The sequence below is a fragment of the Pseudomonas sp. sp1636 genome (assembly GCF_030376615.1).
Classification (GTDB): Bacteria; Pseudomonadota; Gammaproteobacteria; order Pseudomonadales; family Pseudomonadaceae; genus Aquipseudomonas.
In genome coordinates, this window is sequence record NZ_JARRAB010000019.1 from 1 (window position 1) to 13,900 (window position 13,900).

Here is a 13,900-nt window from a genome sequence, read left to right on the forward strand (position 1 = left end):
CTGGTTTATTGCTTTGCTAACCTTGATAGCTGCTTATTTATTAGGAACAGCTAAGAGCGGCATACATTGAAAGACAATGCAGGCCTAACAAGTGGTTCAAACCGTTCGCTTCGCTCACTGGGACGGGCTAAAGCCCGCCCCTTAACCAAACGTTATGAGTCAAAGCATACTGCCGAGCCCACATATATCATCCCTATAATGATTTAATTGTTTTATTGGCGAGCGAAGAAATGAACAACTCAATATTGCTACTTTTGCTTCCTTTGCTAGGTACAATTACTGGCGCTGCGTTATCAGGCTTTATACTTCCCATGTACTTGAAACGAAAGCAATGGCGCTGGGAGAAAGAGATTTCTTCAACAGAGCTTTTAATAGAATCTATATCTAAAATTAAATTTCTTGCTCATCACGAGCTTAGCAGTACTTATACAGATTCCTTTTCAATGTCTGACTCAGGGAGCAATACAGAAAACAATGTTATCGAGCTTGTAAAATCTCTTCATGCTAATAGTTACAAAATTTCACCATATCTAAAAAAGAAATATCGTGAAGAGCTTCAATCATTTTTAGATAAAAGCCAATTGGAACTTAACTATGCCAAAGAGACTCATGGGCAATGGGATCCGGATGATCACTTGGCAATGGAAGAGCATGGAAATAAGCTAATTAACAGCATGCTAAAAGTTAGCTCTGAAACACTGTTAAATCTCGGATTTGGCTCATAACAACTGGTTCAAATCGCTCGCTGCGCTCACTGGGACGGGCTAAAGCCCGCCCCTTAACCAAACGTTATGTGTCACGCTGAAGGAGTACAAATTGTTTAACTGGGATCAACTGCGCGGCATAGGTGAAACCAAGGTCGTTCGACTAACTGTTTTCGCCCCATTTATTGGGTACTTAATCTTATTCAACGAACAACTTATACACCTACTAAATATATCTAACGAGCTTCTGTCCGCAGAATATTTTAGATACTTCTGGCAAGACACAAACAAGACAAGTGAAGAACTTGCAAGCAGCAGATTGTTTTTAATATATTTCGGATTGTTCTTCCTTGGTCTAGGCTCAATTTTATATGGCATTGCGTGCCCGCATCTTCTAAAAAGATACGGTTCAAGCTCTGAATACCTCCGAGATGAATTGACATATCAAACAAGGTTTCAAGTCCAGCGCACAATTGACGGGCTCAAAGAGCTGAAGTCGAAACCTATACATTTAAACACTCTAGTTTCTCAATTCGAGCAACACTTCGATAAAATCAAGAGCAATGAAAATGGTGAATTCAGCAGTGAGCTTCAAGACCTTTCTAAAGATCTGATGATTGAGCATTGGAAAACACAGAACGTCTCACATCCTCTAGCCCGCCACTCTACATTTATTGCTTATCTTCTCGGTTTTTTAATCATTGCAATACCATCCATAGAAACACTTTTAGCAGTATCCAAAGCATTCTGGAAATGACACATAACAACTGGTTCAAACCGTTCGCTTCGCTCACTGGGACGGGCTAAAGCCCGCCCCTTAACCAAACGTTATCCATGTAATAGGCAGAATCGTGGTAGGGAAACCGTAAATGGCAAGGAATCAGGCTGGCGAAAAATCCAAAAAGCAGCTATTACGCTGTATAGAGAATCGGCGGAGCTTAACGAAGTTAAAGCGCACGCCGATTCTCTATACAGCGCTGTGCCGTATTTTTTCATTTTTATCCGTCCTGAGTTTTCATTCCATTTACAGCTCTGCTACGCAGAGCGCTGGATATTAATGAATAACAAGTCGCTGAAGCACACGCTCGCAAAAAGCACGCGAGCGGTGCTTATCTTCATACGTTAGCCGTAATCAGAAGCATGGAGATCAAATGAAGTATTATTATGCTTATCATGGATCGAAGAACAAAGAAAATTTTGATTGGAAGTTTGGTTATGGACTGACGAGTAGAAGCAAGAGAGATAAGGTTGCTATAGGTTCTAAAGTAATTGTTATTCAAAAGCCTGATAACGCAATAGAGTTCCGTTTATGCGGTATTTTTAAGATTACAAAACACTATGATGATATGACAAATGTCTTTCCATATCGTTTTGAATTAGAAAATGTTTCAAACCTTTCAGAGTATATGATTTTAAATGATACTGAGCTAAGCGATGAGTTGCCCGCTATTATTGGTGGCAATAAGGGATGGAGTAATTTCCAGAAACATTTTTGTGCTCAAGGTATAACTTTTCAAAAACTCCTTGAACCAGAGGTCTCAGATATTTTGTTATCGCAGATAGGTTTTCAAGAAGATACCTTAGAAAGTGTTATTGAGAGTTTTAGAAAAAAAGTCATAATATCTTCCAAAATGTCCTCAAAAGAACGAAGAAAGCGTCTAAACCTTGCTAAAAAAAATCCAAAACAAAAAACTGTTACCACTATTGTTTATGAGCGAAACCCTGATGTTGTAGCTGAGGTACTTTATAGAGCAGAAGAAAATTGTGAAAAGTGTTTTAAACGTGCCCCATTTAACCGCAAATCAGATGGTAGTCCATACCTAGAAGTTCACCATAAAGTACCACTTGCTAGAGGCGGTGACGATACTGTTGAAAATGCAATTGCAATTTGTCCAAACTGCCATAGAGAAGCACACTACGGCTAACAAAGTATATGGACTCTCCCCACAAGCAGTGAGCAAAGCTTTTCTTTTATCCCTGTCGTCAGCGCGGTTGCATTCGTATATCCGGCCTGTTTTGGGCTTCACCGCCCTGGTCATTCTGTAGTTCGCGCAGCGGGGGCCAAGCGTTCAATCGATCACGAATATCATGATTGTTATCGGTCTTATTCCGCTGCAGGACTCGCCTGTTCCGACAAAGCAATAGGGGACAGACCACGGTTCCCCAAGTATTGGGCGAGCTGGATGAGCCACGGGCTGCGGCCTATCGCGAATTTTTTCGGTATCCGCTCGAACTTGACCTGGTAGATCAAATCCATTCAGCGACCAACTGGAACTATGCACTTGGTAGTTCACGATTTACGGCAGAGGTGGAGAGAGTGCTGGGGCGGAGGGCACCCGGGCGACCGAAACAAGCCCCTGAGGCCGACTGCAACCGTGGTTTTTCCCCTATCTGTTAGGAAGGTCAGCCAACCTGCGGCAGTGGTTGAACGGCCGATCTTGAAAGGCGCCCAGCCATCTCCACAGATGATGGGTATCGCTACGCTCCACCGACCTCGCCACTCTCCAGCTTGCGCCACAACAGCCTGACCGCCGCCTTGCGCACCAGGGCGCAGCGGTACAGGCGGATTTCCAGCGGCACCTGCCAGGCTTCCCCGCCGCACACTGCCAGCTCGCCGCGGGCCAGTTCGGCGGTGACCGACAGGCGCGGCACCCAGGCCACGCCCATGCCCTGCAGGGCCATGCTCTTCAGGCTGTCGGCCATCGCCGTTTCGTACACGGTGCTGGAACGCAGGGCGCGCTGGCGCAACAGCAGATTCACCGAGCGGCCGAGAAAAGCCCCCGCCGTGTAGGCCAGCAGCGGCACGCTCTGGCCGCTGTCGAGGTCGAACAGCGGCTGGCCCTGCTCGTCCACCGCGCAGACCGGCAGCATGGCGGTCTCGCCCAGGTGCAGCGAGGGAAAGATCTCCGGATCCATCTGCAACGCGGCGTCCGGGTCGTAATAGGCGAGGATCAGGTCGCAACTGCCTTCGCGCAGCGCATGCACCGCCTCGCCGACGTTGGTCGCCACCAGCCGGGTGGTCAGCGGCAGGCCTTCGCGGCGCAGGCGGGCGATCCACTCGGGGAAGAAGCCCAGGGTCAGCGAGTGGGCGGCGGCGATCTGCAACATCTCGCCCTGCTTGCCTTCGAGGTTGTGCAGATGGCGCACCACCTCGCCGAGCTGCTCGACCAGGCTGCGCGCGGTGACCAGGAACAGTTGCCCCGACTCGGTCAACTCCACCGGGGTGCGCGCGCGGTTGACCAGGGTCAGGCCGAGCATCTGCTCCAGCGCCTTGATCCGCCGACTGAAGGCCGGCTGGGTGACGAAGCGCTTCTCGGCGGCCTGGGAAAAGCTGCGGGTGGCGGCCAGGGCGACGAAGTCCTCCAGCCATTTGGTTTCCAGGTTCATCGACTGCGCAGGTTTCCTTGGAATGAGCCAATGCGACAACGCCACCCGTCGGGCCGGCCAGCACTTAGCGAACCATCCTGCCCTATGCACTGCCTACGCGCCATAGTGTCGCAGGGCAGCGCAATCGCTCGCGGCTACAAAACGCTACAATTCTCGACTTGAAGATAATAAGAGCAATACAAGGAGTTGGAGCATGGAGAAATTGCGCAGTGCCCTCTTGCTGGCGGGCCTGATATTGGGAATGACCGCTACCGCTCACGCCGAGCTGCCGGACAACTATCGCGTCATCTTGCAAACCGAAAATTTTCCGCCGTTCAGCATGTCCCCCGACAACAAGAAATTCGCCCGCAGCCACAATATCCAGGGCATCGGCGCCGATACCGTGCACGAGATGTTCAAGCGGGCCGGCATCGCCTACAGCATGACCCTGCGCTCCCCTTGGAGCCGCATCTATGGCGAGACCTTGAAGTCACCGGACCATGGCTTGTTCGCGATGGTGCGCACCGCGGAGAACCGCTCGCTGTTCAAGTGGGTAGGACCACTCGCCCACTACGACAACGTACTGCTCAGCGCGTCTGGCCGCGGGCTCAAGCTCGCCAGCCTCGAGCAGGCAGCGGCGTATAAGGTCGGCGCCTACCGCCATGGCGCGCTCAACGCCTACCTGAAAAGCCAGGGGCTGAACGCCGACGGCACCCCGAGCGAGCAGGACAATCTGCAGCGCCTGCTCAAGGGCGACATCGATCTATGGGCCACCGCCGAGCCCTCGTGGCGTTATTACGCCCAGCAATTGGGGGTTGGCGGTCTGGAGACCGCACTGATTTTTCACACCTCGGAAATCTTCCTGGCGCTGAACAACAACACCCCCGACGAAGTGGTCGAACGACTGCAGAGCGCCTTGAACGAGATCATCGGCGAAGGCTACAGCGGCTGCAGCAAGACCCCGGAGTTCTGCTACCTGATCCGCAACCGGAAGATTCCCACCGACGCCTGAACCACGGCAGGCCTTGGCGGTGCGGCATGGCGAGCCGCACGATCCGGGGCTGATCCACGGCTGGGAGCGCTCCCCGTGAGCGCCCCCGCCACGTCCACCAGCCCTGGGCGGTCACACCGGCATTATGCCGATTATGCATACCCCAGCGTTTAACAGCATTGGCCGGCATGCCGCTACAGCCCCTAGTCTAGAAGGCATCGCGGCTCTAGCCGCATTTCCCAGAGACCTTCGCCATCATGTCCGCTGTCGCATCATTCCGCGTCGAAAAAGATCTGCTCGGTACCCTCGAAGTGCCCTTTGATGCCTACTACGGCATCCAGACCCTGCGCGCCGTGCACAATTTCCGCCTGTCCGGCGTGCCCTTGGCGCACTACCCGAAACTGGTGACGGCACTGGCCATGGTCAAGCAGGCGGCAGCCGACGCCAACCGCGAACTGGGCCACCTCAGCGCGGCCAAGCACGCGGCGATCAGCGAAGCCTGCGCGCGCATCGTCCGCGGCGACTTCCATGAGCAGTTCGTGGTCGACATGATCCAGGGCGGCGCCGGCACCTCGACCAACATGAACGCCAACGAGGTGATCGCCAACATCGCCCTGGAGGCCATGGGCCACGCCAAGGGCGAGTACCAGTACCTGCACCCGAACAACGACGTGAACATGGCGCAGTCGACCAACGACGCCTACCCGACCGCCATCCGCCTCGGCCTGCTGCTCGGCCACGACACCCTGCTGGCCAGCCTCGACAGCCTGATCGGCGCCTTCGCCGGCAAGGGCGAGGAGTTCGCCCACGTGCTGAAGATGGGCCGCACCCAGTTGCAGGACGCCGTGCCCATGACCCTCGGCCAGGAGTTCCGCGCCTTCGCCACCACCCTCGGCGAAGACCTGGCGCGCCTGCGCAGCCTGGCCCCGGAGCTGCTCACCGAGGTCAACCTGGGCGGCACCGCAATCGGCACCGGGATCAACGCCGACCCGCGCTACCAGCAGCTGGCGGTCGACCGTCTGGCCGCGATCAGCGGCCAGCCGCTGGTGCCGGCCGCCGACCTGATCGAGGCGACTTCGGACATGGGCGCCTTCGTGCTGTTCTCCGGCATGCTCAAGCGCACCGCGGTCAAGCTGTCGAAGATCTGCAACGACCTGCGCCTGCTCTCCAGCGGCCCGCGCACCGGGATCAACGAGATCAACCTGCCGCCGCGCCAGCCGGGCAGCTCGATCATGCCGGGCAAGGTCAACCCGGTGATCCCCGAAGCGGTCAACCAGGTGGCGTTCGAGATCATCGGCAACGACCTGGCGCTGACCATCGCCGCCGAGGGCGGCCAGCTGCAGCTCAACGTCATGGAGCCGCTGATCGCCTACAAGATCTTCGATTCTATCCGCCTGCTGCAACGCGCCATGGACATGCTGCGCGAGCACTGCGTGGTCGGCATCAGCGCCAACGAGGCGCATTGCCGCGCGCTGATGGAGAACTCCATCGGCCTGATCACCGCGCTCAACCCCTACATCGGCTACGAGAACGCCACCCGCATCGCCAAGCTGGCCCTGGACAGCGGCCGCGGCGTGCTGGAACTGGTGCGCGAAGAGCAGTTGCTGGACGACGCCACCCTGGCCGACATCCTCCGCCCGGAGAACATGATCGCGCCGCGCCTGGTGCCGCTGCAGGCCTGAGCGCAAGGGTTGCAGCACTAGCGGGGGCACGCCCCTGCTACCTTCAGAGGATGGCTTCGGCCATCCTTTTCTGCCGCCGGAAAGCCTGCCAGTGGCTTGTTCGGCTAGTTGGTTCACTCAAACGTGCTGATCCAGTCCTCGTCTGTGGGAGGCCCGACCTCGGGGCGAAGCCTTTGCCTTGGCGTCCGGCCCATGACGGGCAGCCCTGCGGTCTGCATTCGCCGCGGGGCGCGCCTCCTACGAATCCCGGGATGGCTCAATTGGGTAGATGAACCAGTAAGCCGCACAGCTCACTAGCTAGCCCGGGATGGCCCAGGCCTGGCGCAACGCCTGCAGGGCCGCGCCGATCTGCGCCTCGGGCACCGCGGCGAAGCCCAGCACCAGCCCGGCGCGCCGATCCACGGGTTCGCTGCTGTTCGCCAGCCAGTAGCCGCTGAGGGCGTTGAGCTCCACCCCGACCTTGGCCGCCAAGGCGATCAGCTGGCGTTCGCGCGCCAAGCTGTCGACCCGCACGCACAGGTGCAGGCCGGCTTCCACTATCGGCAGCGGCGCGCAACCGGGTACCTGCTGCGGCCAACCGGCCAGCAGGGCGTCGCGGCGACTGCGCGCGGCGCCGCGCATGCGCCGGATATGCCGCTGGAAATGGCCGGCGGCGATGAATTCGGCCATCACCGCCTGGCTGCCGATCTCCGCGTGGCGCATGTCCAGGGCGCGGCGGCGGGCGAAGGCTTCGACCAGGGCCGGCGGCAGCACCAGGTAGCCCAGGCGCAGCGCCGGGAAGGCGATCTTGCCGAAGGTGCCGACGTAGAGCACCCGGCCCTGGCGGTCGAGGGCGGCCAGCGGCGTCAGCGGCGTGCCGCTGTAGCGGTACTCGCCGTCGTAGTCGTCCTCGACTATCCAGGCGTCGTGGCGCTCCGCCCAATCCAGCAGCTGCAGACGCCGCGCCAGCGACAGCGTGCCCCCGCTGGGATACTGGTGCGAGGGCGTGACATAGGCCAGGCGGCAGTCGCCGGCCGCCTCCAGGGCCGCCGTGTCCAGCCCCTCGCCGTCCACCGGGATGCCCGCCAGCTGCGCGCCGGCCACGGCGAAGGCATGGGCGGCGGCGCGGTAGCCGGGGTTCTCGATGGCCACCCGCTCGCCCGGCTCGACCAGCAGCTGCGCGCACAGGCTGATGGCCTGCTGGGCGCCGCAGGTGACCAGGATCTGCGCCGGATCGCAGTGCAGGCCGCGACTGTTGCGCAGGTAGGCGGCGATCAGCTCGCGCAGTTGCGCGTCGCCGGCCGGGTCGCCATAGCCCAGGCGCGCCGGCGACGGCTTGCGCCAGAAGCGCGCGCTGAGCCGTGCCCAGGTCTCGAAGGGGAACAGGTCGAAGGCCGGCACGCCGACCCGAAAGGCCCGTGGCGCGCCCTGCAGCGGTTCGGCCAGGTGGTGCTGCTGCAACCGCTGCAGGGCCACGCTCGCGGCTGGGCGCGCAGCGGGCAGTGGCGCCGCACGCGCACTGGCGGCCAGTTCGGCGACATAGGTGCCCGCACCGACGCGGCCCTCGACATAGCCTTCGGCATACAGCTGGTCGAAGGCGCGGATCACGGTATTGCGCGAGATGCCCAGCAGGCGCGCCAGGTCGCGGCTGGCCGGCAGGCGCGTGCCGCCGCCCAGACGCCCGTCGAGGATGCGCTCGCGTAACGCCCGATACAGCTGCCGGGCCAGACCCTGGGCCGGGTCGAGGCGAATGCCGGAGAGGTCGACGGGCAGTGGCACAGGCAGCGGCATGGATTGGCTCTATGAAAGTCGCGATAAGTGGATCTTACAACAGGCCAATATCCTGCCTAGCATGGCCGTACCCCATCAGGCCCCGTTTCGGAGAAGCCGCCATGTACATGCCCGCCGCCTTCCGCCAGGACGACCTCGCCGCGCTGCACCGGCAGATTGCCGCCTGCCGCCTGGCCACGGTGGTCAGCCAGGGCCCGAGCGGTCTGCTCGCCAGCCACCTGCCGCTGCTGCTGGTCGCCGACGAAGGCGAGTTCGGCACCCTCTACGGCCATTTCGCCCGAGCCAACCCGCAGTGGCAGGAACTGGCCAACGGCGGCGAAGTGCTGACGATCTTCAGCGGCCCGGAAGCCTACGTCAGCCCGGCCTGGTACCCGGCCAAGGCCGAGCACGGCAAGGTGGTGCCGACCTGGAACTACATCGCCGTACACGCCCGGGGCCGGGCCGAGGTGTTCGACGACACCGGGCGTCTGCTGGCGCTGGTCAGCCGTCTCAGCGCGCACCACGAAGCCGGCCGCGCCCAACCCTGGGCGGTCGGCGAGGCGCCGCAGGACTACATCGACAGCATGCTGCGCGCCATCGTCGGCTTCGCCCTGCCGATCCAGCGTCTCGACGGCAAGTGGAAGCTCGGCCAGAACCGCAGCGCCGCCGACCAGGCGGGTGTGCGCGCGGGCCTGAATACCAGCCTCGACCCCCGCGACCTTGAGCTGGCCGCGCGCATGAACAACGACCGCTAAGCCAACCCAAGGAACACCCATGACCATCGAGATCCGCCCCGTCGGCGCCGCCGACCAGGCTGCCTGGCTGCCGCTCTGGCAGGGCTACCAGCGCTTCTACAAAGCCGAGATCGCCAGCGCAACCAGCGCCCTGACCTGGCGGCGCTTCCTCGACCCGGGCGAACCCATGCACGCCGCTCTGGCCTGGCAAGGCAAGCGCGCCGTCGGCCTGGTGCACTTCATCTACCACCGCTCCTGCTGGACCGAGGGCGACTACTGTTACCTGCAGGATCTGTTCGTCGGCGAAGGCCTGCGCGGCGCCGGCATCGGCCGCCAGCTGATCGAACACGTCTACCAGGCCGCCCAGACTGCCGGCGCCTCGCGGGTGCACTGGCTGACCCACGAGAGCAACAGCGACGCCATGCAGCTGTACCAGCGCATCGCCGAGCGCTCGGGCTTCGTCCAATACCGCAAGCTGCTCTGAGCAGGAGTCCCGGCATGAGCCAAGACCCGCAACTCGACTGGCGGCCCGTTGCCGTCCCCGCCCATGCACCGCTGGACGGCCGTTACGTATGTCTCGAACCCCTGGAGCCGGCGCGCCACGGCGACGACCTGTGGCTGGCGTTACAAGGCCCGGACTGCGACCCGCGGCTGTGGGACTACCTGGCCTATGGGCCGTTTGCCGAGCGCGCGGCCTTCGATGTCTGGTTGGCGGCTAACGCGACCAGCAGCGACCCGCTGTTCTTCGCCGTGCTCGAACGCGCCAGCCGGCGCGCCGTCGGCCTGCTCAGCTTCCTGCGCATCACGCCCAAGGACGGCTGCATCGAGATCGGCCATATCGCCTTCGGCCGCGCCATGCAGCGCAGCCCGGCGTCCACCGAGGCGGTCTACCTGCTGGCCGAGCTGGCCATGGGCAGCCTCGGCTACCGCCGCCTGGAGTGGAAGTGCAATGCGCTGAACGCCCGCTCCATGCGCGCCGCCGAGCGCCTGGGCTTCGTCTACGAAGGCACTTTCCGCCAGCATATGCTGGTCAAGGGGCGCAACCGCGACAGCGCCTGGTTCTCCATCCTCGACCGCGAGTGGCCGCGCTGCCGGGCCGCCTTCGAACGCTGGCTGGCAGCCGCCAATTTCGATGAACAGGGCCGGCAGAAACAGCGCCTGCAAGAGCTGCGCCGCTAGCCGCGCCTACTCGATCTCGAACAGGCCGTCGCGGATGTCCGCGCCGCCCAGGCGCTGGCGGATATCCGCATCGATGCGCGGGTCGTCCGGGTCGTAGAGCATCACCTGGCGGTAGGCATTGACCCGGTTGATCTCGCTGCCGAGGAACTCCCAGACCGCCCGGGTGCAGGCCGGGGTGCGCCGGTCGCCGCTGGACACCCCGGTCTTCAGGCCGTTGAGGCGAGTGATGCGGCTCTTGAAACTGGGGATCAGGATGGTCTGGCTCATCTCGTTGCCGGTCAGCGACTCGTAGTCGATCAGGAACAGCCGATCCTGCAGGTAGAAGGCCGCCCCCAGGTAACGGCAACGCACCCAATCCTCGGCCTTGCCGCCGACGGCGCGCGACGGCTCCTGGCGCTCCTGGCGCTCGAACAGATAGCTGCCGCGTTCCTCGCGCAGCTGCACCAGCGACAGCAGGATCTTGCCGGGTACCGACATGCAGTTGGCGTATTCGAAGTAGTAACCGCAATAGCGCGTCAGGCTGCTGGAGTGTTCGCGCAGCGGCTGGAGAAACTCCAGCAGCGGGTCGCCGGCCGGTGGCTGGGCCTGACCGCTGCTGCGCGCGCCTATCAGTTCGGCGAACTGCTCGCCCGGCAGGCTCAGTTCGTAGGCCTCGACGCCGAAGAAATCGCAGATGCGCTTGAGGTTGTGCGCCGTCGGTCGGCTCTGCCCGCTGAGGTATTTGTTGAACTGGGCGCGATTGATCGCCAACTGCCGGCACACCTCGGCAATCGAGCGGTAGTGGCTGCACAGCAGCTTGAGGTTGGCCCCCAGATAGTCCGGCATGGAGCAATTCCTGTTGGCGCGAGCGATGCGATTCTAGCATCAACTCGCATCAGATCGCCGCCACCCGCGAAATTGCATGACGAGCGGCGCTGTTCAACCATTCGGCACCGCGCATTTTTCCTGACAGAACAACAAGAGAGGCAGTGTCATCATGCTCGATATTCTCAACGACCTGATCTGGAGCAAGCTCCTGATCGTCATGCTGATCGGCCTGGGCCTGTACTTCACCATCGCCTCGCGCTTCGTCCAGCTGCGCTACTTCGGCAGCATGTTCCGCATCTTCCGCGAAGCCTTCCAGCACCAGCCGGGCCAGCTCAGCTCGTTCCAGGCACTGATGCTCAGCGTCGCCGGCCGGGTCGGCGCCGGCAACATCGCCGGGGTCTCGGTGGCGATCATGCTCGGCGGCCCGGGCGCGATCTTCTGGATGTGGATGGTCGCCCTGGTCGGCATGGCCACCAGCTACTTCGAGTGCTCGCTGGCCCAGCTGTACAAACGCCGCGAGCCCGACGGCAGCTACCGTGGCGGCCCGGCCTTCTATATCCAACACGGCCTCGGCCAGCGCTGGCTGGGCATCGTCGTGTCCTTGCTGCTGCTGGTGACCTTCGGCTTCGGCTTCAACGCCGTACAGTCCTACACCGTGGCCAGCTCACTGCACGACACCTTCGGCCTGCCCACCTATCTCAGCGGCCTGGCCCTGGTGCTGGTGATCGGCCTGATCATCTTCGGCGGGATCAAGCGCATCGCCAAGTTCGCCGACGTGCTGGTGCCGCTGATGGCCTTCTCCTACATCGGCATGGCGCTGTTCGTCATCGGCAGCAATATCGATGCGGTGCCGGCGACCCTGGCGCTGATCTTCAACAGCGCCTTCGGCCTGGAACCGGCCTTCGCCGGCGGCATAGGCGCGGCGATCATCATGGGCGTCAAGCGCGGCCTGTTCTCCAACGAAGCCGGCCTGGGCAGCGCGCCCAACGTCGCCGCCGTGGCCGAGGTCAAGCACCCGGTGGCCCAGGGCATCGTGCAGTCGCTCAGCGTGTTCATCGACACCCTGATCCTGTGCAGCTGCACCGCGCTGATCATCCTGCTGTCGGGCGTCTATCAGCCGGGCACCGAGATGGCCGGCGTGGTGCTGACCCAGACCGCCATGGCCGCGGTGGTCGGCGAGTGGGGCCGGGTGTTCGTCAGCATCGCCCTGCTGCTGTTCGTCTTCACCACCCTGATCTACAACTACTACCTCGGCGAGAACGCCCTGGGCTTCTTCACCAGCAAGCGCTGGCCGGTACAGGTCTACCGCGTGCTGGTGGTCGGCCTGGTGCTGTGGGGCTCGGTGCAGGATCTGGGCACGGTGTTCGCCTTCGCCGACGTGACCATGGGTCTGCTGGCCATCGCCAACCTGATCGCCCTGGCCCTGCTGTTCAAGGTCGGCCTGCGCCTGATGCGCGACTACGACGGCCAGATCAAGGCCGGCGTCGAATCGCCGGTGTTCGATCCCAAGCAGTTCGCCGACCTGGATCTCGATCCGGCGGTATGGCCGGCCAATCCATCGAGCCAGCCAGAGGTCGATCTCGGCGCCATCGGCGACAGCGTGCATCAACGCTGAGCAATCGAGTAGGTTAGACACAGGGGGCTGAGCCCCCTGTTTTTTTATTTGAGGAGCGCGGCCATGACTGCAACAAAACTCCTGGTGCTCTATACCGGCGGCACCATCGGCATGCAGCAGAGCGCCGGCGGCCTGGCGCCGGCATCCGGTTTCGAGGCGCGGATGCGCGCCCAGCAGGCGCTGGAGACCGGCCGGGTGCTGCCGGCCTGGGTCTTCCGCGAACTGCTGCCGCCAATCGACAGCGCCAACATGAGCCAGGCCAACTGGCTGGCAATGGTCGACGCGATCCGCACCGGCGTCGAACAGGACGGCTGCGACGCCGTGCTGCTGCTGCACGGCACCGACACCCTGGCCTACAGCGCCGGCGCCCTGAGCTTCCTGCTGCTCGACCTGCCCGTGCCGGTGCTGCTGACCGGCTCGATGCTGCCGGCCGGGGTGGCGGGCAGCGATGCCTGGGATAACCTGTTCGGCGCCATGCAGGCACTGCAGCAAGGCGTCGCCGCCGGCGTGCACCTGTACTTCGACGGCAAGCTGCTGCACGGCGCCCGGGTCAGCAAGCTGGCCAGCGCCACCTTCGGCGCCTTCGCCGAGCTGCCGCGCCTGCGCCGCGGCGAACGCGCCGCGCAGATCCCGGCCGCCCTGGATTACCGCCAGCCGCGCCAGCCGGTCAGCCTGGCCGTGCTGCCCTTCTACCCCGGGATCCAGGCCGCCCAGGTCGAGGCCCTGCTGGCCAGCGGCGTGCGCGGCCTGCTGCTGGAATGCTACGGCAGCGGCACCGGCCCCGCGGACGACGCCGAGCTGCTCGCCGCGCTCGCGGCGGCCCATGAACGCGGCGTGGTGCTGGCGGCGATCAGCCAGTGCCTGCAGGGCCATGTGGAGTTCGGCGTGTATGCCGCCGGCAGCCAGCTGGCCAGCACCGGCCTGGTGTCGGCCGGCGGCATGACCCGCGAGGCGGCGCTGGGCAAGCTGTTCGCCCTGCTCGGCGCCGGCCTGGATCAGGCCGAAGCGGAGCACTGGTTCGCCCTGGATCTGTGCGGCGAGCGCGCCGACTGAGGCCCACGCTAATCCAGCGC

General features: G+C 61.9%; 13 protein-coding genes. 10 read left to right on the plus strand and 3 right to left on the minus strand.

The genetic code is table 11. The annotated features are described in order from the left end of the window. The first annotated feature begins 230 nt into the window (after nucleotides 1-230). From P8H27_RS17130 to P8H27_RS17140, 3 genes are all read left to right on the plus strand, one after another. Nucleotides 231-725: a hypothetical protein gene (locus P8H27_RS17130; protein ID WP_289638857.1), complete on the plus strand. Its 495-nt coding sequence runs from the start codon at nucleotides 231-233 to the stop codon at nucleotides 723-725. Between the two features lie 91 nt (nucleotides 726-816). Next, a complete protein-coding gene (locus tag P8H27_RS17135) occupies nucleotides 817-1,461 on the plus strand; it encodes a hypothetical protein (protein WP_289638859.1) in 645 nt (214 codons plus the stop codon). A gap of 394 nt (nucleotides 1,462-1,855) precedes the next feature. After that, the gene (locus tag P8H27_RS17140; RefSeq protein ID WP_289638861.1) at nucleotides 1,856-2,629 is read left to right on the plus strand and encodes an HNH endonuclease signature motif containing protein; all 774 of its coding nucleotides are present in this window, start codon (nucleotides 1,856-1,858) and stop codon (nucleotides 2,627-2,629) included. Nucleotides 2,630-3,182: 553 nt separating this feature from the next. On the opposite strand, the gene P8H27_RS17145 is transcribed toward P8H27_RS17140, so the two are convergent. After that, nucleotides 3,183-4,091 (minus strand): LysR substrate-binding domain-containing protein, encoded by a 909-nt coding sequence (locus P8H27_RS17145; RefSeq protein WP_289638863.1) that lies wholly within the window; start codon nucleotides 4,089-4,091, stop codon nucleotides 3,183-3,185. A gap of 193 nt (nucleotides 4,092-4,284) precedes the next feature. Here P8H27_RS17145 and P8H27_RS17150 point away from each other — a divergent pair, with 193 nt between their 5' ends. Beyond that, the gene (locus P8H27_RS17150) at nucleotides 4,285-5,082 is read left to right on the plus strand and encodes an ABC transporter substrate-binding protein (RefSeq protein ID WP_289638864.1); all 798 of its coding nucleotides are present in this window, start codon (nucleotides 4,285-4,287) and stop codon (nucleotides 5,080-5,082) included. A 236-nt stretch (nucleotides 5,083-5,318) separates the two neighbouring features. Beyond that, entirely contained in the window at nucleotides 5,319-6,743 is a 1,425-nt protein-coding gene (locus P8H27_RS17155; protein ID WP_289638866.1) for an aspartate ammonia-lyase, read from the plus strand. A gap of 297 nt (nucleotides 6,744-7,040) precedes the next feature. Here P8H27_RS17155 and P8H27_RS17160 read toward each other — a convergent pair whose 3' ends face one another. Next, on the minus strand, nucleotides 7,041-8,513 hold the full coding sequence (locus P8H27_RS17160; protein WP_289638867.1) for a PLP-dependent aminotransferase family protein: 1,473 nt from the start codon (nucleotides 8,511-8,513) through the stop codon (nucleotides 7,041-7,043). A gap of 101 nt (nucleotides 8,514-8,614) precedes the next feature. Between P8H27_RS17160 and P8H27_RS17165 the strand changes: the two genes are divergently transcribed. The 3 genes from P8H27_RS17165 to P8H27_RS17175 are packed head-to-tail and all read left to right on the plus strand — an operon-like array spanning nucleotide 8,615 to nucleotide 10,405. Next, the gene (locus tag P8H27_RS17165) at nucleotides 8,615-9,247 is read left to right on the plus strand and encodes an FMN-binding negative transcriptional regulator (protein WP_289638868.1); all 633 of its coding nucleotides are present in this window, start codon (nucleotides 8,615-8,617) and stop codon (nucleotides 9,245-9,247) included. Between the two features lie 19 nt (nucleotides 9,248-9,266). Further along, nucleotides 9,267-9,710, plus strand: a complete 444-nt coding sequence (locus P8H27_RS17170; RefSeq protein ID WP_289638869.1) for a GNAT family N-acetyltransferase — start codon at nucleotides 9,267-9,269, stop codon at nucleotides 9,708-9,710. Nucleotides 9,711-9,724: 14 nt separating this feature from the next. Beyond that, nucleotides 9,725-10,405, plus strand: coding sequence for a GNAT family N-acetyltransferase (locus P8H27_RS17175; RefSeq protein ID WP_289638870.1), 681 nt, complete (start codon nucleotides 9,725-9,727; stop codon nucleotides 10,403-10,405). A gap of 6 nt (nucleotides 10,406-10,411) precedes the next feature. Here the strand turns inward: P8H27_RS17175 and P8H27_RS17180 are convergent, their stop codons facing one another. Further along, nucleotides 10,412-11,230 carry a helix-turn-helix transcriptional regulator gene (locus P8H27_RS17180; RefSeq protein WP_289638872.1) on the minus strand — a complete coding sequence of 273 codons (819 nt, stop codon included), beginning with the start codon at nucleotides 11,228-11,230 and terminating at the stop codon, nucleotides 10,412-10,414. A gap of 151 nt (nucleotides 11,231-11,381) precedes the next feature. Here P8H27_RS17180 and P8H27_RS17185 point away from each other — a divergent pair, with 151 nt between their 5' ends. After that, nucleotides 11,382-12,827 carry a sodium:alanine symporter family protein gene (locus P8H27_RS17185; RefSeq protein ID WP_289638874.1) on the plus strand — a complete coding sequence of 482 codons (1,446 nt, stop codon included), beginning with the start codon at nucleotides 11,382-11,384 and terminating at the stop codon, nucleotides 12,825-12,827. A gap of 63 nt (nucleotides 12,828-12,890) precedes the next feature. After that, a complete protein-coding gene (locus P8H27_RS17190) occupies nucleotides 12,891-13,880 on the plus strand; it encodes an asparaginase (protein ID WP_289638875.1) in 990 nt (329 codons plus the stop codon). Nucleotides 13,881-13,900 lie beyond the last annotated feature (20 nt).